The organism is Streptomyces sp. NPDC030991, assembly GCF_055571235.1.
On record NZ_JBVIFR010000001.1, the window covers coordinates 454881 to 472661 of the forward strand.

Genomic DNA, 17781 nt, shown 5'->3' on the forward strand with positions numbered 1-17781 from the left:
TCCGCACAAGTCGATATCACCGCAGGTCACGGAGGGACGGAAAGGCTCGCGAAGAACAGACCGGATAACGGGCCGGTCCCCTGGACGGCCCCGCGCGCCACCACCCGTTCGCCACGACCGTTCGCCGCCGCGCCAGAGGGGATGAGCCGATGTACGACGCAAGGCGGGAGGAGGACGGGCCGACGCGCCGGCGCGTCTCGTGGGGGGTCCTGGCGCTGGTGCTGCTGACCGGGGTCGGGCTGGTCAGGGGCGGCTCCGGGGGCTTCGACCTCGGCCCTCCCCAGCCCGCCCCGGCCGCCGCAGCGGACGTCCGCCCGCGGGCCGCGCCGAAGGCACCCGAGTCGCTGCCGTTCTCACCGGTGGAGCGCGTGCGGATCCCGGCGATCCGGGTGGACGCGCCGGTGACGGGGGTCGGTCTCGACGCGGAGGGCTGGGTGGCCGCGCCGCCGCCCGCGGACCCGAACCTGGCGGGCTGGTTCACGGGGGCGGTCTCGCCGGGCGAGCGGGGCACGGCCGTCGTCGTCGGGCACGTCGACAACCTGCGGGGTCCGGCCGTCTTCTACGGCCTGGGATCGCTGCGGGCGGGCCAGCATGTCGAGGTCCGGCGCGAGGACGGCAGGACAGCCGTCTTCCGGGTCTACGGCATCGACGTCTTCGACACGTCGCGGTTCCCCGGCACGAAGGTCTACGGCTCCACCGGCGCACCGGAGTTGAGGGTGATCACCTGCGGCGGCGACTTCTCCGAGCGGGACGGCTACCACGGGAACGTCGTGGCCTTCGCCCGCCTGGTCTCCGTGCGCTGACGCCCGGACGACGCCGCCCTCGTACGTGCTTCGCGCTGACGCCCGGATGCCGCCGCCCCCGTACGGGCCTCGCGCGACGAAATGAGCACCCTGCGGACATTCCGGAGCCCGGGATTCCGTTCGACCCCGCCCCTCGCCTCGCCGCGCCCGGGGTCTCGGCTAACCTCAGCGCGTGACCGATCAGCACCCACACCAGTTCGAGCGCGGCACGGACGGGCCCAAGGTGATCGTGGCCGGAGTCGACGGCTCCGACTCCTCCTTCCGTGCCGCGGCGTACGCCGGAGGCCTCGCCCGGCGCCAACGGGCGCTGCTCGCCGTTGTCTACGTACAGCCCGTGCTGGCGGCCGGCGCCGCGCTCGGTGTACCCGTCGCGGAGACGACCGACGAGATCGCCGAGAGCCTGATCACGGAGATCCGGCTGGCCACGGAGCGGGTGAAGGACATATACGACGTGCGCTGGGAGTTCCACACGTTCCGCGGCGATCCGTTCAACGGGCTGGTCACGGCCGCCGACGAGCTCAAGGCCGACGCCGTCGTGGTCGGCGCCTCGGAGCAGGCCGGGCACCGCATCGTCGGCTCGGTCGCCATCCGTCTGGTGAAGGCGGGGCGCTGGCCCGTCACGGTCGTGCCGTAACCTGCCGCGCCCCGCACGCGCTCTACGCGATGAGAGTCCGCTTCGGGCGGACCACGCAGAACTCGTTGCCCTCCGGATCGGCCAGCACGGTCCACGACTCGTCGCCGCTCTGCCCGACGTCCGCCCGCCGCGCGCCGAGTGCGAGGAGGCGTTCGATCTCCGCCTCGCGCTCCTCCGCGGGGGCCGTCAGGTCGAGATGGAGCCGGTTCTTGACGGCCTTGCGGTCGGTCACCGGCATGAAGCAGATGCCGACCGCCGCCGTCTCGTGCGGCCCGATCACGATCTCGCGCTCCCGTTCGGAGAGGATCCGCCAGTCCAGGGCCCGCGCCCAGAACCGGGCCAGGGCGGGCAGATCGTGGGCGTCGATCACGAGGTGATGCAGTGAGAGGGGCATGCCCGCCAGTGTGCCCCGGGGCGCGGGGCGGTCACTTACCCATGACGAGGCCGTCCCCGGCGGCGCCCCGGCTGAGGACGACCCGGCGGATCCGGTCGCGGACGGCGGTGAGGTCGGCGCCCCGGTCGATGGCGCGGTTCAGGTTCACGACGCGGTCGGTGCGCAGGTCGAACCACTCGGGGACGAACTCGGCCTTCACCACGCGCCAGCGCTCCCCCGGCCGCTCGGGCCGGTCGAAGGTGAAGCGGCCGATCGTGCCCATGTTGCCGCGGGCGTCCTGCGCCCCGTCGTGGTTGAACATCTCACCGGCGATCTGGTCGCCCATGCCGTAGACGATCCAGGTGCCGTTGACCTTCTCGTACGCCTGCGGGATGTGCGCGTGGGTGCCGAGGATCAGGTCGATGTCGGGGCGGCCGCCGGTGCGGGACGCCGTGAGCTCCCTGCCGAGACCGAGCTGCTGGACGTCGGGCTCGTCCTGCCACTCGGTGCCCCAGTGCAGCGAGACGACGACCACGTCCGCGCCCGCCTTCCGCGCGGCACGGGCGTCGGCGACGATCCGCTGACGGTCGATCAGGTTGACGGCCCAGGGCCGTCCTTGGGGCAGCGGGTAGCCGTTCGTGTCGTAGGTGTAGGCGAGTTGGGCGACCTTGGCGTCGCCCGCCCGCAGCCGGGCCGGTCCGCGCCCCTCGGCGGCCGTGCGGCCCGAGCCCGCGTGCCCGACCCCGGCCCGGTCGAGGGCGGTCAGGGTGCGGGCGATGCCGTCGGCGCCGTCGTCCAGGGTGTGGTTCGAGGCCGTGGAGCAGGAGTCGTAGCCGGTGGCGCGCAGGGCCGCCGCGATCTGGGGCGGGGACTTGAACGCGGGGTAGCCGCTGTAGTCGCCGTGCGCGCCGTACACCGTCTCCATGTGGCAGATCGCCAGGTCCGCCGGGGTGACGACCGATCTGGCGCCGGCGAGCATGGCGCGGAAGTCGTAGCCGTGGCCGCCCGCGTCCGTGCGGGCCCGCTCGATGATCGAACTGTGCGGCAGGACATCGCCGGACGCGACGAGCGTGAAGCCGCGGGGCGCCGACGGGGCGGCGGGGCGGCCGGTCACCTCCGTCGACGGCGCCGGCCTCTCGGCGGGGGCGGAGCAGCCCGCGCCCAGGGCGATCGAGGCGGCCGCGAGGACCCCTGCTGTCCGCCGCGTGCGGCGCGTGCTGCGTGTCATCGGCCAGGCTCCCTGGACAGAGCGCAGCCACCATCGGCGCGCTTCGGTGTGATTGTCGTTTTATGCATCCATGTATGCGGGTAATCCAGGGTCAAGGCGCCATGCCGGGTATGCCCCTGAATGGCCGTCACACCGCCGCCACACCGCCGCTCGGGCCTGCCCCGTTCACCGCACCGCTCGTCGCTCGCATCGACCGCCTGCCGCAGACCCGCGCGCGCCCCCTGGGCGGGCATGGCGGCCCTGCGTTGCCATACGCGCATGACGACGGCGCTCACGACACCCACGACACCGGAGGAGGACCTCGCCCAGGTCCAGCGGGAGCACGGCGGGCCGCTCCTCTCGTTCCTGCTGCGCCTGTGCGACGGGGACCGGCAGCGCGCGGAGGACCTGGTCCAGGAGACGTACGTACGGGCCTGGCAGCACCCGGAGGCGTTGGACTCTCCGTACGAGTCGGTGCGGCCGTGGCTCTTCACGGTCGGGCGGCGCCTCGCCATCGACGCCCGCCGGGCGCGTCTGGCGCGGCCCGCCGAGGTGGGGGACGCGGTGCTGGACGGCGCGGGGGTCTGCGGTGACCACGCCGAGCGGTCCGCCGCCGCGCTCGACGTGCGGGAAGCGGTCGCGACGCTCAGCCCCGAGCACCGCGCCGTGCTCCTGGAGGTCTACTTCAAGGGCGCCAGTGTGGCGGAGGCCGCAGGAGCGCTCGGCATCCCCACGGGTACGGTGAAGTCCCGCGCGTACTACGCGTTGCGGGCGTTGCGGCGGGTACTTCCGGGCTACGCGCCTGACCTGCGCTGAAACTGTGGGTCAGGTCAAGCATCGGTAAAGCGCCTTGCTCAGTGTGGTGTTTCCTCGGTTGAGTAATCCGCTGTCCTCCCCGGTGAGTTGGACGGGTGGGGTCCGGGGGCCGGCGAAGCGCACGGACCGGAGGAAGGCAGGAAAGGATGTTGCACGAGAGCCAGGGCGGTGCCTCGGGCGCCGACGGCGGTGAACTCGTCGTTCCCATGGCGTGGTTGTACGCCGAGTACATCGCGGACGAGCTGTTGCGTACCGGGGATCTGATGCCCCCCACGTCGTTCGAGTTCCGGGCCGGGCGCGACGCGCTCGCCCTGACCATCTTCCTGTCCGACTCGGACGACGAGCTGTCCGGGATCCGGGTGGTGTCGCAGCTGGACACGTGGTCCTCGCTGACCGCGTACGACCAGCCGTGGCAGGCGTGGGTGCGGGCCCGCTTCATGGAGAGACAGGAGCGACAGCGGCGGGAGGCGCCGATGCCGGGCGCCGGGTCCCGCTCCCCCGATCTGGAGCTGGCCGCCGCCGCGTGGCGATGGCTGGAGGAGACCGAGCTGCTCGCGCCGGACCTGGACGCCGTGCCGGTCCCGGACGAGGAGGACGGGCCACAGGTGTGGACCCCGGCCTGGCAACTGGGGCTGCCGCTGGGGCACTTGGCCATTCACCTGTTCTAGGGCAGAGACAGGCCCGAGGGCCGGGGGCGAGGGTCTCCCGGTCCCGGCCGGTGTTCAGGGTGCATACACGCCGGCCCGGTACTTCGGGATGCGAATGGTGATCTTGGTGCCCGCGCCGATCCCCGTCTCGATCACCAGGCCGTAGGCGTCGCCGAAGACCTGCCGCAGGCGTTCGTCGACGTTCGAGAGGCCGATACCGTGCGAGGGGCCGCCCTCGCCGCGCAGGACGGCGCGGAGCTCCGCGGGGTCCATGCCCACGCCGTCGTCCTCGATGACCACCTCGGCCTCGGCGCCCGCGTCCGTCGCCCCGATGGAGATGCGGCTGCGGGTCACCGTGCCCTCCAGGCCGTGCTTGACCGCGTTCTCCACGAGCGGCTGGAGGCACAGGAACGGGAGCGTCACCGGAAGGACCTCCGGCGCGATCTGCAGGGTGACGGAGAGGCGGTCGCCGAAGCGGGCCCGGGCCAGCGCCAAGTACTGGTCGATGGAGTGGAGTTCTTCGGCGAGGGTGGTGAACTCGCCATGCCGGCGGAACGAGTAGCGGGTGAAGTCGGCGAATTCCAGGAGGAGTTCGCGGGCCCGCTCGGGGTCCGTGCGGACGAACGAGGCGATCGCGGCGAGGGAGTTGAAGATGAAGTGGGGCGATATCTGGGCCCGCAGCGCCTTGATCTCGGCCTCGATGAGACGGGTGCGGGAGCGGTCGAGTTCGGCGAGTTCGAGCTGGACCGAGACCCAGCGGGCCACCTCGTCCGTGGCCCGCGCCAGGACCGCCGACTCCCGCGGCGCGTAGGCGACCACCGCGCCGAGGACGCGCCCGTCGGCGACCACGGGCGCCGCCACCGCCCAGCGCAGCGGGCAGTCGGCGTCGGGGCAGCCGCAGTCGAACGCGACGGAGCGGCCCCCCGCCAGGACGGGGACGACCTGGCCCATGACGTGCGCGGCGTGTTGCTGCCCGGCGGCGCCGTCCCAGGCGAGGAGGGCCGAGCGGTTGGTCACGGCCAGGGCGTCCGTGCCGAGGAGGGTGCGCAGGCGGCGGGCGGACTTGCGGGCCGTGTCCTCGGTGAGGCCCGCACGGAGCGCCGGGGCCGCCAGCGAGGCGGTGTGCAGGGTCTCGAAGGTGGCGCGCTCCACCGGGGTGCCCACGTCGCTGCGGCCCGCGGGGTGCGCCGTGCGTCTGCCGACGAGGAAACCGGCCGCGAGGAGGACGGGGAAGAGGGCGAGGAGGGTCGCCGTGACGGTGCCGCTCACTCGGGGTCGCCCGTCGCCGTGGGGTGGGGCGGCCGGGGGCGGGTACGGGGCGCGGCAGGGTGCCCGCGCCCCGTCGGGGCGCCCGACCACAGGGCCTCGGGGAGGTGCAGGCGGGTCATCGTCGCCGTCGTGTGCGCGGGGATGGCGTCCGGGGTGGCGAGGGAGACCAGGATCATGGCCAGGAAGCCGACCGGCACCGACCAGACCGCCGGCCAGGCGAGGAGCGTGTGCAGCCAGCCGTCGGTGGCCGCACCGGCCACCGTCGACGTCACCGCGACGAAGGCCGAGCCGCCGCCCAGGAAGAGCCCGGCCAGGGCGCCGGGCGGGGTGAGGCGGCGCCACCAGATGCCCAGCAGGAGCAGCGGGCAGAAGGAGGACGCGGAGACGGCGAAGGCCATGCCGACCGCGTCGGCCACCGGGACGCTGTCCACGAGGAGCGCACCGGCCAGGGGCACCGCCATCGCCGGCACGACGGCCAGCCGGAAGTGGCGTACGCCGCGCGCCGGGAGGACGTCCTGGCTGACCACCCCGGCCACCGCCATCGTCAGACCGGAGGCCGTCGACAGGAACGCGGCGAAGGCGCCGCCCGCCACCAGGGCGCCGAGCAGATCACCCGCCACGCCGTCCACCACCAGGCCGGGCAGCAGCAGGACCGTGGCGTCGGCGTCGTGGGTGGCGGTGAGTCCGGGGGCGTACAGGCGGCCCAGCCAGCCGTAGACCGGTGGCAGCAGGTAGAACGCGCCGATCAGGACAAGCACCACCACCGTCGTCCGGCGGGCCGCGCGGCCGTTCGGGCTGGTGTAGAAGCGGACGACGACGTGCGGCAGGCCCATCGTGCCGAGGAACGTCGCGACGATCAGCCCGTACGTGGCGTAGAGGGGGTGGTCGGCGCGGCTGGTGGCCAGTGGCCGGCCCGCGCCGACGCTCGTCGAGGGCAGGTCGGCCGGGAGGGCGTCGCCTGGCGGGCCGCCGCTGCCCCGCCAGGCCAGCAGCAGGAAGAACGCCGGGACGAGGAGAGCCGTCAGCTTCAGCCAGTACTGGAAGGCCTGGACGAAGGTGATCGAGCGCATGCCGCCCGCCGCGACCGCGAGCACGACCACCGCGGCGACCAGCGCGCCGCCGAACCAGCGCGGCGCCCCGGTCAGGATCTGCAACGTCAGCCCCGCGCCCTGGAGTTGCGGCACCAGGTAGAGCCAGCCCGCGCCGACGACGAACATGCTGACCACGCGGCGGACCTGGCGGGACTCCAGACGGCCCTCGGCGAAGTCGGGCAGTGTGTACGCGCCCGAGCGGCGCAGCGGCGCCGCGACGAAGACGAGCAGGACGAGGTAGCCCGCCGTGTAGCCGACCGGGTACCAGAGCATGTCGGGGCCGTGGACCAGGAGCAGTCCCGCGATGCCGAGGAAGGACGCGGCCGAGAGGTACTCGCCGCTGATCGCAGCCGCGTTGAGGCGGGGGCCGACCGTGCGCGAGGCGACGTAGAAGTCGGAGGTCGTGCGGGAGATGCGCAGGCCGAACCCGCCGATGAGGACGGTGGCGAGCACGACGACGGCCACCGCGGGGATCGCGTACGCCTCGTTCACGGCGCTTGGCCGTCGCGGCCGCGGACCAGCTCGGCGAAGTCGCGTTCGTTGCGCTCGGCGCGACGCACGTACCACCAGGCGATGAGGGTGAGGAACGGGTAGCAGCCGACGCCGAGGACGAGCCATTCGACGGCCGGGTTGCGCAGGGCCCCGAAGAAGAGCGGCAGTACGGCGACGGGGAGGGCGAGGACCGCGAACGCGGCCGCCGCGGCGCGGAGTTGGCTGCGCATGAGGGAGCGGACGTAGGCGGCGCCGAGCGTCGTCTGCTCGTCGATCTCGCCCTGGGTGCGCGGGCCGGGTGTGCGGTGCATCGTGCGCGGCTCGCCGGTCACGACCTCGCGCCTCGGCTCTCCCCTGTTCGGGCGCGTTCGGTAACCGGGGAAGTGTTCGGGCACGGGCGGAGTGTAGGCGGGCGCGGACGGTCGAAGGAAGGGGCGGGCCGGTCAGCCGGTGGCCCGGCGCATCAGCAGCTCCCGTACGCGGCCGGCGTGCCGTCGGCTCACCGCTATCTCGGCGGGGCCGACGCGGAGGGTCATGCCGGCGCCGTCCAGGCGGAGTTCGTCGATCCGGTGCAGGGAGACCAGGTGGCTGCGGTGGACGCGGACGAAGCCGAGCGGCTGCCAGCGCTCCTCCAGGGTGGTCAGCGGGATGCGGACGAGATGGCTGGCGCCGTCCGCCGTGTGCAGCCGGGCGTAGTCGCCCTGCGCCTCGGCGTAGGTGATGTCGGAGACGGCCACGAGGCGGGTGACACCGCCGAGTTCGACGGGGATGCGGTCGGCGACGGTGGCCGGGGGCGGGGCGCTGGCCGCGCGTTCGGCGACGCGGCGGACGGCTTCGGCGAGCCGTTCACGGCGGACCGGCTTGAGCAGGTAGTCGACGGCCTTCAGGTCGAACGCCTGGACCGCGAAGTCCTCGTGGGCGGTGACGAAGACGACCAGGGGCGGACGGGCGAACCCGGCGAGCAGCCGCGCCACGTCGAGCCCGGTCAGGCCCGCCATCCGCACGTCGAGGAAGAGCACGTCGATCGCGCCGTCGCCGCCGGGGCCGTCCGCCAGGGCGCGGCCGATGCGGCGGAGCGCCTCGTTGGCGTCGGTGGCCCCCTCCGCGCTGCGCACGCGCGGGTCCGAGCGCAGGAGGTAGAGGAGTTCGGCGAGGGCGGGTTCCTCGTCGTCGACGGCCAGTACGCGCAGCATGTGGCGGAGTGTAATCGGGGGGCCCTTGAGTGGATCGGGCGCCGGGTGCGTACCGGTGGGCGAGAGCGGGAGGAACGCATGAGGTCCCTGGAACGGCATGGCGACGCCGGCGCCTACGCGCTGGGGGTCCTGGACGCGGCGGATCGCTTCCGCTTCGAGGACCATCTACCGGAATGCGCGGTGTGTGCGGCGCGCTTGGGTGAACTCGGCCCGGCAGCCGGTGCGTTGAGTCTGTACGCGCGGGCCACCCCGCCGTGTGTCGAGGTGATGGTGCGGGCCGCGCCGACCCTGGTGGAGCGGTCCGTCGACCGGCTGGCGGCGTTGCACCGCACGGCGCGGCGACGGTTGTTGGGCACGCTTGCCGCGGGCGTGCTGGTGGCCGGCGCGGCCGTGCAGGGCGCCGTGCTGCTCGACGGGGGCGGCGGCGACGGGACGGCGGAGCTCACGCTGCGCGGCCGCGACCCGGCGACCGGGGTGGCCGCGACGCTCTCCGCGGACGGGCGGGAGTGGGGCACCCAAGTGGGCCTGGACGTCCGCGATCCGGGCGGGCCGCGGATGTGCGAGCTGGTCGCGGTGGGCCGCGACGGCGGCGAGCAGACGGTGGCGAGCTGGGCGGTACGGGGCGGCCGGATCGAGGTACAGGGCGGGGCGGCGGACCGGCCCGGGGAGATCCGGCGGTTCGAGGTACGGGCGGCGGACGGCGAACGGCTGCTGGCCCTGCCGGTCCACGAGTGACGGGCCGCCGCCGGCCCCGGCGCGTGAGGGCGAAGCCGCCGACCCGGGACGCGGGCGACGGCACCGTCGGCCCGGCCGAGCGACCACCGACTGGCGACCCGGGGCGCTGGCGACGGCACCACCACCCCGGTCAAGCGACCAGCGACCACCGACCCAGGGCGCGGGCGACGCCGCCACCGGCTCGGCCCACGACATCCGACTGCCGACCCGGCGCACGGGCGACGGCACCGTCGGCCGTCGCGCACGACCAGCGACCGCCGACCCTCACCGCTGCTCAGCGAGGGCGGGTTGCCGCCCCGGGTGACCGCTTCCCGGACGGCCGGTCCCGCACCACTACTTCAGCAGGCGCGACATCCGCCGGTCCGCGAGCGGCTTGCCGCCCGTCTGGCAGGTGGGGCAGTACTGCAGCGAGCTGTCGCTGAAGCTGACCTCGCGCACCGTGTCGCCGCAGACCGGGCAGGGCTCCCCGGTCCGCCCGTGGACGCGCAGGCCGCTCTTCTTCTCGGCCTTCAGCCGACCGGCGGCGACCCCGCGCGAGCGCTCCACGGCGTCGGTGAGCGTGCCGCGCAGCGCCTCGTAGAGCGTGTGGATGTCGTCGGGGGTCAGGGAAGCCGTCAGCTTGAACGGGGACATGCGGGCGACGTGCAGGATCTCGTCGCTGTAGGCGTTCCCCACGCCCGCGATGAGCGACTGGTCGCGCAGCGCGCCCTTGATCTGGCGCCGCTCCCCGTCGAGCAGCTTCGCGAACGCCGCCTCGTCGAAGTCGGCGGCGAGCGGGTCGGGCCCGAGGCGGGCGATGCCCGGTACGTCACCGGGGTCCCGGACGACGTACACGGCCAGTTTCTTCTTCGTGCCGGCCTCGGTGAGGTCGAAGCCCTCGCCGGTCTCCAGGGCGACGCGCAGCGCCAGGGGCCCCTTGCCGGGCTTCGGCGGGCCGTCGGGGAGCCGGTCCTTCCAGTGCAGCCAGCCCGCGCGGGCCAGATGGGTGACGAGGTGCGGGCCGCCGGTGTCGATGTCGAGGAACTTGCCGTGCCGCGCCACGGACGTCACGGCGCGGCCCTCCAGCGCGGTGAGCGGCGGGTCGTACGTCTTCAGGACGCTGATGGCGACCGGCAGGACGCGGGTGATCTCGTGCCCCACCAGATGTGCGGTGAGGAAGTCCTTCAGCGCTTCGACCTCGGGCAGTTCCGGCATGGTTCCAGGGTGCCACCGAAGGGCCGGCGGGGCCGCTCCGGACGGTCCGGGGCGAGTACAGGGCGAGTACCGGGCGCGTACGGCACAGGCCGGCGGGCCCGGCTGTGCAGCCGGGCCCGCCGAATTCACCGGGAGCGAGCGCTAGTGGCGCGGCCCGTGCCCCGGGCCCGACTTGCCGTCGCGGGGCATGCCCTTGCGGTCGGCCTCGGGGGTGTCGTACTCGATCTTCTCCTTGCGGACCGTGCCGGAGACCTCGTCGGTCTCGGTGACCTTCTCGGTCTCCAGGCGGACCCGCTCGACCGGGACGGTCTCCTTGCTGACGACCGCGCGCTCCGCGTGCAGCGTCACCTCGGTCTCCGCCTCGCCGATGTCGGCGCCCCTGACGTCGCCGTCGCGGATCGGCTCACGTACGACGCGAACCTCCTCGTGCGACACGGGGACGGAGGTGGAGACGTTCTCCGTCTCGACCACCTTGCGCAGGTGGGCCCGGCCGACCTCCTGCTCCTCCGTGCCGACGCGCAGGCGCTCCTCGGAGCGGATCATCTCGTCCTTGCCGTCGGTTCCGGCCCCGGAGCGCATCGCGGGTTCCCGGGCCCCGGCAGCGGCGGCGTGGCGGCCGTGCTGGGTCTCACCGCCCATGCCCGCGCCGGCGCCCGCGGCCGTGCCGGCGGCGGCCGCGTTGCCGCGGGTGCCCGTGCGCCCGGCGTCCCCGGTCGGGGTCGCCGACGGCCCGGAGAGGCCGTAGTGCGCGTAGAGCTCCTGCTTCTCCGACTGGTCCAGGTGCTGGTCGGCATCGACGCGGGGCGCCTCCTTGACCGCCTCCTTGGTGTACGCCACCTTCAGCGTGTCGTCGCCGCCGCGGCTGGCGCCCGCCAGCGGCACGAAGCTCTCCTTCATGCCGAAGAGGCCCGTCTTCACGGTCACCCAGTCGGCACGGCCCGTCGCGTCGTCGAGATAGACCCGCTCAACGCTGCCGATCTTCTCTCCCGTGCGGTCGTACGCCGTGAGTCCCACGAGGGCATCGGGGGTGTTGAAGGTTTCGCCCTGCGTCATGCGTGATCACTCCCTCCGGAACATGGGGGCGAACGGAGGTCGCCGCTTCGACCATGTGCCTCGTACCCATGGCGCGGCCTGGCTGTGATCCGTGCAACAAGGAGCTTCACTGCGTGTAGTCGGATCGCCTGCCGAGACCGCCACAGGTGGTGCGGCAGAGGCGGTGTGGCTCTCGGCGGGGCAATCTCACGACATGGGCCATACGGGTGAATGGTTGCCGTCTGCCACTCGTCCACTCGTCCGTTCCCCGCGCCGGCCCCCCTGCCCGGGCGCCGTCCCGGTCGTCGCGCGATCCTTGTGCACGTGAGCGACCAGCCCGGCAGATACCACCTCAGCCTCACCATCGACGGCGCCCGCGTCATGGACGGGTGGTGGGACGACGCCGACACCGCCGACCGCAAGTTCGACGGCATGCGCAAGGAGCACGAGGCGGACGACCGCGTGCGCCTGCTCCTCACCGAGTGGGACGACGGCCGGGAGTGGCCGCTGCGCGCGTGGCCGCTCGCGCCCGGCTGAGTCAGCGGCGGTGCGCGGGGACGACGAACTCGCACCACACGCACTTGCCGCCGCCGCGCGCCTCCACGCCCCAGACGTCGGCGAGCCGGTCGACGAGGAGCAGACCGCGCCCCGAGACGCCCGCCTCACCGGCCTCCCGGCGGCGCGGGAGGGCGCTGGAGGTGTCCTCCACGTCGACCCTGAGCCTGCGGTCGGCTCCGCCGGTCAGCATCCGCAGGGTGACGACGGCCGGGCCCTCGGTGTGCATCAGGGCGTTGGTGACGAGTTCGTCGGCGACGAGTTCGATCTCGTCGGCGCTCTCGCCCGCGCCCCAGGCCCGGACGGCGGCGCGGATCATGTGCCGGGCGGCACGCAGCGCCTCCGGGTCGCCGGGCGGCACGTGCTCGGTCAGCCGCCCACCGCCCCGGGAGGCGCCCGCGTCCCTGCGGCGCAGGAGCAGCAGCGCCACGTCGTCCTCCCCGTCGCGCTCGCCCACCGACTCGCACAGCCGGTCGGCGAGCTGGTCCACGTCGGCGGGGCCCGCCCCGATCAGCGCGGTCAGGGCGCGCAGGCCGTCGTCGAGGTCGGCGCCCGGCTGCTCGACCAGGCCGTCCGTGCAGAGCAACAGGGTCTGCCCCGGGTCGAGTTCGGCGGTCGTCACCGGGTATTCGAGCCGGCCGAACTCGGCGGACAGGCCGAGCGGCAGCCCTCCCTCGACGGGCAGCCGGCGACAGCTGCCGTCGGTCAGGCGCAGCATCGGGTCGAGGTGTCCTGCGCGGACGATCTGCATGACGCCGGTGGACAGGTCCGCCTCCGCGTACAGGCAGGTCGCGAAGCGCTGGGTGTCGAGTTCGTCGAGGAAGACGGAGGCACGGGCCATGACGGTCGCGGGGGTGTGCCCCTCGGCGGCGTACGCGCGCAGCACGATCCGCAGCTGGCCCATGACGGCGGCGGCGTGCGTGTCATGGCCCTGGACGTCGCCGATGACGGCGCCCACCCGGCCCCCGGGCAGCGGGATCACGTCGTACCAGTCGCCGCCGATGTCGCGCCCCACGGAGGCCGAGCGGTAGCGGACGGCGATGTCGGCGCCCGGCACGGCCGGGATGGTGCGCGGCAGCATGGCCTGCTGAAGGCCCTGGGCGAGGTCCTTCTCCTGCTCGTAGAACATGGCGCGTTGCAGGCTCTGCGCGATGCTGCTGCCGAGGGCCACGAGCACGTTGCGTTCGGACTGGGTGAAGCCCTTGCGGTCGTGGTAGAGCAGGCCGACGGCGCCGATGGGCCGGGCCTGCGCGATGAGCGGCAGGTAGGCGGCCGAGCGGATGCCCAGGTGGGTGATGTGCGGCCACAGGAGCGGGTAGGACGCGGCGAAGTCCTCGGGCGTCTCGATGAAGCGGGGTTTGAGGGTGCTCACGACCTCGCCCATCGGGTACGGGTCGTCGACGCGGGTGATGTGGGTGCCGGGCACGAAGCTGCCGGAGGGGCCCTCGGCGACCAGGTGGATGCGGCCGGCGCGGAGCAGGCCCATGACGAAACTGGTCGCGCCGAGGTGCTCCACCCCGTGCGTCTCGCGCAGTACGTCGATGACCTCGGCGACGGTGCGGGCGTGCGCGAGGGCGGCGGTGGTGTTCTGTACGACGCTGGTCTCGCGGCGCCGGATGGCCTCGCGGGCCGCGCGCTCGTGCTGCACGGTGGCGTCGTTGAGCTCGTCGGTGGCGTCGCGCACGATGCCGACGATGCGGCGCGGGCGGCCGGCCTCGTCGCGGCGGATGTAACCGCGCGTGTGGGTCCAGCGCAGATCGCCGTCGCGGGTGCGGATGCGGAAGTAGGCGCCGTAGTTCTCCTCGCCGCCCTTGAGCGCCTGGGAGACGAGGGCGTCGAGGCGGCTGCCCTCGCCGGGCGGGACGCGCAGGGAGAGCGTCTCGGGGCGGCCGTCGTACTCCTCGGGCCTGATGTCGAACAGCTCGTGGGCATTGGCATCCATGTGCATCAGGCCGGAGTCGAGGTCCCATTCGAAGCCGCCCATGCGCAGCCCGCGCCCGTACGCCTCCAGAAATCCGCGCGGGGAGTCGTCCGGGCTCTCCCCGCCCGGGGGATCGCCGGGTTCCTCGCCGCCCCCGCTGCCCGCGTCCATGCGGCCCACGCTAGGCGCACCTCCAGGGGGCCGCACGCGGACCGGCGCCCGGTGTGCGGCGGCGGGCCACGAGTGACCTGGCGGGCCGCGCTGTCGCACACTGGGTGCGTGACCTGGTTCGGCGCGGGCGACTACTGGCTGAGCCGCCTGGTGTTCCAGCGCGGTCTGGCCGCGCTGTACCTCGCCGCGTTCGTCGGGGCCGCGCTCCAGTTCCGGGCCCTGATCGGTGCGCGCGGCATGCTTCCGGTGCCGCGGTTCCTGGCGCGGGTGCCGTGGCGGCGGGCGCCGACGCTGTTCCGGCTGCACTACTCGGACCGGTTCTTCGCGGGGTGCGCGTGGGCCGGGGCCGTGCTCGCGGCGGCGCTGCTCGCGGGCGCGGACGGGTTGCTGCCGCTGTGGGGTGCGATGCTGCTGTGGCTGGCGCCGTGGGTGCTGTACCTGTCGATCGTGAACGTGGGCCAGCTCTGGTACGGCTTCGGCTGGGAGTCGCTGCTCCTGGAGGTCGGCTTCCTCGCGGTGTTCCTCGGCAACGACGAGGTCGCGCCGCCGGTCCTCGTCCTGTTCCTGCTGCGGTGGGTGCTCTGTCGCCTGGAGTTCGGCGCGGGCCTGATCAAGCTGCGCGGCGACGCGTGCTGGCGGAAGCTGACGTGTCTGTACTTCCACCACGAGACCCAGCCGATGCCCGGCCCGCTGAGCTGGTTCTTCCATCACCTGCCGCGGCCCGTGCACCGGGTGGAGGCGGCGGCCAACCATGTGACGCAGCTGGTCGTGCCCTTCCTCCTCTTCACGCCGCAGCCGGTCGCCACGGTCGCGGCGGCGCTGCTGATCGCCACCCAGCTGTGGCTGATCCTGTCGGGCAACTTCGCGTGGCTGAACTGGCTGGCCGTCGTCCTCGCCGCGTCCGCCCTCGACCTGAGCCCGCTGCACACGCGGCGCGACCTGCCCGGGGCCCCGCTCTGGTACGAGATCGTCGTCCTCGCCCTGACCGCGCTGGTGGCGGGGTTGAGCGTGCGGCCGGTGCGCAACCTGCTCTCCCGCCGCCAGTCCATGAACCGGTCGTACGACCCGCTGCACCTCGTCAACACGTACGGGGCCTTCGGCACGGTCGGCCGGGTCCGCCAGGAGATCGTGCTCGAAGGCACGGCGGACACGACACCCCGGCCCGAATCCGACTGGCGGGCCTACGAGTTCAGGGGGAAGCCAGGCGATCCGCGCCGCCTGCCGCGTCAGTTCGCGCCGTACCATCTGCGGCTCGACTGGATGATGTGGTTCGCCGCGCTGTCGCCCGCGTACGCCCGCCCCTGGTTCGACGGGCTCGTCGAGCGGCTCCTGGAAGGCGACCGGGACACGCTGCGCCTGCTGCGCCACTGCCCCTTCCCCGACGCGCCGCCGGCCCACATCCGGGCCCGCGTGTACCGTTACCGGTACACCACGTGGCGCGAGCTGCGTGCGACGGGGGCGTGGTGGGAGCGGACCTATGTCCGGGAGTTCCGCGCGCCGACCCGGCTGAGGTAGACGCGGCGGGCGGTCCCCGCGAAGACGTCCTCGTCGGCCCCGCCCACCAACTGCCGCGCGATGTCGATGACATGACCGTAGGTCGCCGCGAGTGTGCAGACCGGCCAGTCGGAGCCGAACATCACGCGCCCGGGGCCGAAGGCGTCCAGGACCGTGTCCGCGTAGGGCCGCAGCGTATCGACGGTCCAGGTCGCCGGGTCCGCCTCGGTGACCAGGCCGGAGAGTTTGCAGACCGTGTTGGGCAGCTCCGCGAACGCCCGCAGCCGGGAGCGCCACGGCTCCAGGGCGCCGGACGCGATCGGCGGCTTGCCCGCGTGGTCGAGGACGAAGGTGAGTCCGGGGTGGGCCGCGGCCGCTTCGATACAGGCGGGCAGCTGGTGCGGGAGCACGACGAGGTCGTGGACGAGCCCGGCGTCGGCGAGCGCGGTCAGGCCCCGGCCCACGTCGGGGCGGAGCAGCCACCCGGGGTCCGGCTCCCCCTGCACCTGGTGCCGAATGCCGACGAGGTGGTGGCCGCCCGGGAGTCGGCGCAGCTCGTCGAGGGTCTCGGCCACGCCGGGGCGGGTCAGGTCGGTCCAGCCGATGACGGCCGCGACGAGGTCGCCGCGCCCGGCGATGGCGAGGAGTTCGGGCGTCTCCTCCGCGACGGTGACGGTCTGCACGAGCACGGTGGCCCCGACGCCCGCCGCCCGCGCGTCCGGAGCGAGGTCGGCAAGGGTGAAGTCGCGGCGGATGGGCGCGAGTTCAGGCCCCCTGATCCAGTCCTGGTCGCGGACGGACAGGTCCCAGACATGGTGGTGGGCGTCGATGATCCCCTCGGTGTCCTTCACGGCAGCTCCCACACCGTGGGCAGGCCCGCCGCGGCGCCGTCGGCCGAGTAGTCGTGGGCGACGTCGAGCAGCTCGTCCATGCGGGCCTGCCAGGCGATGTTGACCGGGAGCCGTTCCAGCTCGGCGAGCATCCGGGTGTAGTCCGCGCACTCCAGGAGGTGGAACAGGTCGGTGCCGCTGCGCCAGATCGTCCACTGTGTCACCCCGGCCGCGCGGATGGCGGCGACCAGTTCGGCGGGGACCTCGCGGTGGGCCGCCTCGTACTCCTCGACGCGGTCGGCGCGGACCTTGGTGTGCAGGGCGACTCTCACGCGCTCTCCTTCTGCCCGGGGGTGGGGACGTCGGTGGCGAGCAGGTTCCGGGCGCGGGCCTCGGCCCAGAACTCCGCGGGTACGGGGGAGGCGAACTGCTCGGCGGTGTCGAGGACTTCGGCCGTGGAGCGGGTGCCGACGAGGATGCCGGTGACGGCCGGGTGCCCGAAGGGGAAGGCGAGCGCGGCGGCGCGCAGGGTGGTGCCGTGGCGCTGTGCGAGCTTCTGGAACTCCAGCGCGCGCTCCACGACCGCCGGTGCGGCCGCGGCGTAGTCGAAGGTGCCGCCCTGCCTGGGGTCGGCGAGGAGACCGGAGTTGAAGACGCCGCCGACGACGACGGAGACACCGCGTGCGGCTGCGGTGGGCAGCAGGGCGGCCAGGGCCCTCTGGTCGAGCAGGCTGTAGCGGCCTGCGCACAGGACGACGTCGACATCCGTGTCGCGGACGAACCGGGTCAGCATCGCCGCCTGGTTCATGCCCGCGCCGATGGCGTCCACGAGCCCTTCGCCGCGCAGCCGCTCCAGCTCCGGGTACGCCTCGCGGAATGCCTGCTTCCCGTGGTCGTCGGGGTCGTGGAGGTAGACGACGTCGATCTTGTCGACGCCGAGCCGGCCGAGACTCTCCTCGAGGGAGCGGCGCACCCCGTCCGCGCTGAAGTTCCGGACGCGGCGGTGCGAGGCGGGCACCGCGAAACCGTTCTCGCGGTCGTCTCCCCCGCCGTCGTACGGCTCCAGGAGCCGGCCGACCTTCGTCGAGAGGGTGTACGAGGTCGTGGGCCGGGTGCGCAGATACGCGCCGAGGCGCCGCTCGGACAGCCCGAGGCCGTAGTGCGGCGCGGTGTCGAAGTACCGGATCCCGGCGTCCCAGGCGGCGTCGAGCGCGGCGTACGCCTCGTCGTCGCGGACCGGCGTGTACAGGTTGCCGATGCCCGCGGCGCCGAAGCCGAGCTCGGTGACCGGGACGGGGCCCCGGCCCAGGGTGCGGGTGCGCAT

At 73.7% G+C, this 17781-nt stretch carries 19 protein-coding genes; 7 read left to right on the forward strand and 12 right to left on the reverse strand.

Features of this window, described 5'->3' with window-relative positions; genetic code table 11:
* Positions 1 to 149: 149 nt before the first annotated feature.
* Both ACZ45E_RS02220 and ACZ45E_RS02225 read left to right on the forward strand, forming a co-directional pair.
* Positions 150 to 803, forward strand: coding sequence for a class F sortase (locus ACZ45E_RS02220; RefSeq protein ID WP_468215394.1), 654 nt, complete (start codon positions 150 to 152; stop codon positions 801 to 803).
* Positions 804 to 975: 172 nt separating this feature from the next.
* On the forward strand, positions 976 to 1437 hold the full coding sequence (locus ACZ45E_RS02225) for a universal stress protein (RefSeq protein ID WP_468215396.1): 462 nt from the start codon (positions 976 to 978) through the stop codon (positions 1435 to 1437).
* Positions 1438 to 1459: 22 nt separating this feature from the next.
* On the opposite strand, the gene ACZ45E_RS02230 is transcribed toward ACZ45E_RS02225, so the two are convergent.
* Both ACZ45E_RS02230 and ACZ45E_RS02235 read right to left on the reverse strand, forming a co-directional pair.
* Positions 1460 to 1831, reverse strand: a complete 372-nt coding sequence (locus ACZ45E_RS02230; RefSeq protein WP_468215398.1) for a VOC family protein — start codon at positions 1829 to 1831, stop codon at positions 1460 to 1462.
* A gap of 31 nt (positions 1832 to 1862) precedes the next feature.
* Positions 1863 to 3038: a CapA family protein gene (locus tag ACZ45E_RS02235; RefSeq protein ID WP_468215400.1), complete on the reverse strand. Its 1176-nt coding sequence runs from the start codon at positions 3036 to 3038 to the stop codon at positions 1863 to 1865.
* Positions 3039 to 3296: 258 nt separating this feature from the next.
* Here ACZ45E_RS02235 and ACZ45E_RS02240 point away from each other — a divergent pair, with 258 nt between their 5' ends.
* Both ACZ45E_RS02240 and ACZ45E_RS02245 read left to right on the forward strand, forming a co-directional pair.
* Positions 3297 to 3833 (forward strand): sigma-70 family RNA polymerase sigma factor, encoded by a 537-nt coding sequence (locus tag ACZ45E_RS02240; protein WP_468215403.1) that lies wholly within the window; start codon positions 3297 to 3299, stop codon positions 3831 to 3833.
* A 146-nt stretch (positions 3834 to 3979) separates the two neighbouring features.
* Positions 3980 to 4501, forward strand: a complete 522-nt coding sequence (locus tag ACZ45E_RS02245; protein WP_468215404.1) for a hypothetical protein — start codon at positions 3980 to 3982, stop codon at positions 4499 to 4501.
* 54 nt (positions 4502 to 4555) lie between these two features.
* Here ACZ45E_RS02245 and ACZ45E_RS02250 read toward each other — a convergent pair whose 3' ends face one another.
* The 4 genes from ACZ45E_RS02250 to ACZ45E_RS02265 form a co-directional block, all read right to left on the reverse strand.
* The gene (locus ACZ45E_RS02250; protein ID WP_468215406.1) at positions 4556 to 5749 is read right to left on the reverse strand and encodes a sensor histidine kinase; all 1194 of its coding nucleotides are present in this window, start codon (positions 5747 to 5749) and stop codon (positions 4556 to 4558) included.
* Positions 5746 to 7332: a sodium/solute symporter gene (locus tag ACZ45E_RS02255; protein ID WP_468215407.1), complete on the reverse strand. Its 1587-nt coding sequence runs from the start codon at positions 7330 to 7332 to the stop codon at positions 5746 to 5748. The genes ACZ45E_RS02250 and ACZ45E_RS02255 overlap by 4 nt, the downstream gene beginning before the upstream one ends.
* Positions 7329 to 7664, reverse strand: coding sequence for a hypothetical protein (locus tag ACZ45E_RS02260; RefSeq protein WP_468216018.1), 336 nt, complete (start codon positions 7662 to 7664; stop codon positions 7329 to 7331). Before ACZ45E_RS02260 ends, ACZ45E_RS02255 begins: the two co-directional genes overlap by 4 nt.
* A gap of 111 nt (positions 7665 to 7775) precedes the next feature.
* Positions 7776 to 8525 (reverse strand): LytR/AlgR family response regulator transcription factor, encoded by a 750-nt coding sequence (locus tag ACZ45E_RS02265; protein ID WP_468215409.1) that lies wholly within the window; start codon positions 8523 to 8525, stop codon positions 7776 to 7778.
* Positions 8526 to 8603: 78 nt separating this feature from the next.
* On the opposite strand from ACZ45E_RS02265, the gene ACZ45E_RS02270 reads away from it, so the two are divergent.
* Positions 8604 to 9260, forward strand: a complete 657-nt coding sequence (locus ACZ45E_RS02270) for a hypothetical protein (RefSeq protein WP_468215411.1) — start codon at positions 8604 to 8606, stop codon at positions 9258 to 9260.
* Between the two features lie 333 nt (positions 9261 to 9593).
* Here the strand turns inward: ACZ45E_RS02270 and ACZ45E_RS02275 are convergent, their stop codons facing one another.
* The gene (locus ACZ45E_RS02275; RefSeq protein WP_468215413.1) at positions 9594 to 10454 is read right to left on the reverse strand and encodes an Fpg/Nei family DNA glycosylase; all 861 of its coding nucleotides are present in this window, start codon (positions 10452 to 10454) and stop codon (positions 9594 to 9596) included.
* 141 nt (positions 10455 to 10595) lie between these two features.
* Positions 10596 to 11507 carry a DUF2382 domain-containing protein gene (locus tag ACZ45E_RS02280; protein WP_468215415.1) on the reverse strand — a complete coding sequence of 304 codons (912 nt, stop codon included), beginning with the start codon at positions 11505 to 11507 and terminating at the stop codon, positions 10596 to 10598.
* 303 nt (positions 11508 to 11810) lie between these two features.
* Between ACZ45E_RS02280 and ACZ45E_RS02285 the strand changes: the two genes are divergently transcribed.
* On the forward strand, positions 11811 to 12023 hold the full coding sequence (locus tag ACZ45E_RS02285) for a hypothetical protein (protein WP_468215418.1): 213 nt from the start codon (positions 11811 to 11813) through the stop codon (positions 12021 to 12023).
* 1 nt (position 12024) lies between these two features.
* On the opposite strand, the gene ACZ45E_RS02290 is transcribed toward ACZ45E_RS02285, so the two are convergent.
* Positions 12025 to 14133 (reverse strand): SpoIIE family protein phosphatase, encoded by a 2109-nt coding sequence (locus ACZ45E_RS02290; RefSeq protein WP_468215420.1) that lies wholly within the window; start codon positions 14131 to 14133, stop codon positions 12025 to 12027.
* A gap of 108 nt (positions 14134 to 14241) precedes the next feature.
* Between ACZ45E_RS02290 and ACZ45E_RS02295 the strand changes: the two genes are divergently transcribed.
* Complete coding sequence (locus tag ACZ45E_RS02295) at positions 14242 to 15648, forward strand: lipase maturation factor family protein (protein ID WP_468215422.1); 1407 nt, start codon at positions 14242 to 14244, stop codon at positions 15646 to 15648.
* Here the strand turns inward: ACZ45E_RS02295 and ACZ45E_RS02300 are convergent.
* The 3 genes from ACZ45E_RS02300 to ACZ45E_RS02310 are packed head-to-tail and all read right to left on the reverse strand — an operon-like array spanning position 15609 to position 17781.
* A complete protein-coding gene (locus ACZ45E_RS02300) occupies positions 15609 to 16478 on the reverse strand; it encodes an amidohydrolase family protein (protein WP_468215424.1) in 870 nt (289 codons plus the stop codon). The genes ACZ45E_RS02295 and ACZ45E_RS02300 overlap by 40 nt on opposite strands.
* Complete coding sequence (locus tag ACZ45E_RS02305; protein ID WP_468215426.1) at positions 16475 to 16789, reverse strand: L-rhamnose mutarotase; 315 nt, start codon at positions 16787 to 16789, stop codon at positions 16475 to 16477. The genes ACZ45E_RS02300 and ACZ45E_RS02305 overlap by 4 nt, the downstream gene beginning before the upstream one ends.
* Entirely contained in the window at positions 16786 to 17781 is a 996-nt protein-coding gene (locus ACZ45E_RS02310; RefSeq protein ID WP_468215428.1) for an aldo/keto reductase, read from the reverse strand. Before ACZ45E_RS02310 ends, ACZ45E_RS02305 begins: the two co-directional genes overlap by 4 nt.

Bases quoted from the DNA above. Each gene is read 5' to 3' on its own strand.
- ACZ45E_RS02220 (WP_468215394.1), top strand. From the start codon at position 150: ATGTACGACGCAAGGCGGGAGGAGGACGGGCCGACGCGCCGGCGCGTC.
- ACZ45E_RS02230 (WP_468215398.1), bottom strand. From the start codon at position 1,831: ATGCCCCTCTCACTGCATCACCTCGTGATCGACGCCCACGATCTGCCC.
- ACZ45E_RS02235 (WP_468215400.1), bottom strand. From the start codon at position 3,038: ATGACACGCAGCACGCGCCGCACGCGGCGGACAGCAGGGGTCCTCGCG.
- ACZ45E_RS02240 (WP_468215403.1), top strand. From the start codon at position 3,297: ATGACGACGGCGCTCACGACACCCACGACACCGGAGGAGGACCTCGCC.
- ACZ45E_RS02245 (WP_468215404.1), top strand. From the start codon at position 3,980: ATGTTGCACGAGAGCCAGGGCGGTGCCTCGGGCGCCGACGGCGGTGAA.
- ACZ45E_RS02265 (WP_468215409.1), bottom strand. From the start codon at position 8,525: ATGCTGCGCGTACTGGCCGTCGACGACGAGGAACCCGCCCTCGCCGAA.
- ACZ45E_RS02270 (WP_468215411.1), top strand. From the start codon at position 8,604: ATGAGGTCCCTGGAACGGCATGGCGACGCCGGCGCCTACGCGCTGGGG.
- ACZ45E_RS02275 (WP_468215413.1), bottom strand. From the start codon at position 10,454: ATGCCGGAACTGCCCGAGGTCGAAGCGCTGAAGGACTTCCTCACCGCA.
- ACZ45E_RS02280 (WP_468215415.1), bottom strand. From the start codon at position 11,507: ATGACGCAGGGCGAAACCTTCAACACCCCCGATGCCCTCGTGGGACTC.
- ACZ45E_RS02290 (WP_468215420.1), bottom strand. From the start codon at position 14,133: ATGGACGCGGGCAGCGGGGGCGGCGAGGAACCCGGCGATCCCCCGGGC.
- ACZ45E_RS02310 (WP_468215428.1), bottom strand. From the start codon at position 17,781: ATGCGCACCCGCACCCTGGGCCGGGGCCCCGTCCCGGTCACCGAGCTC.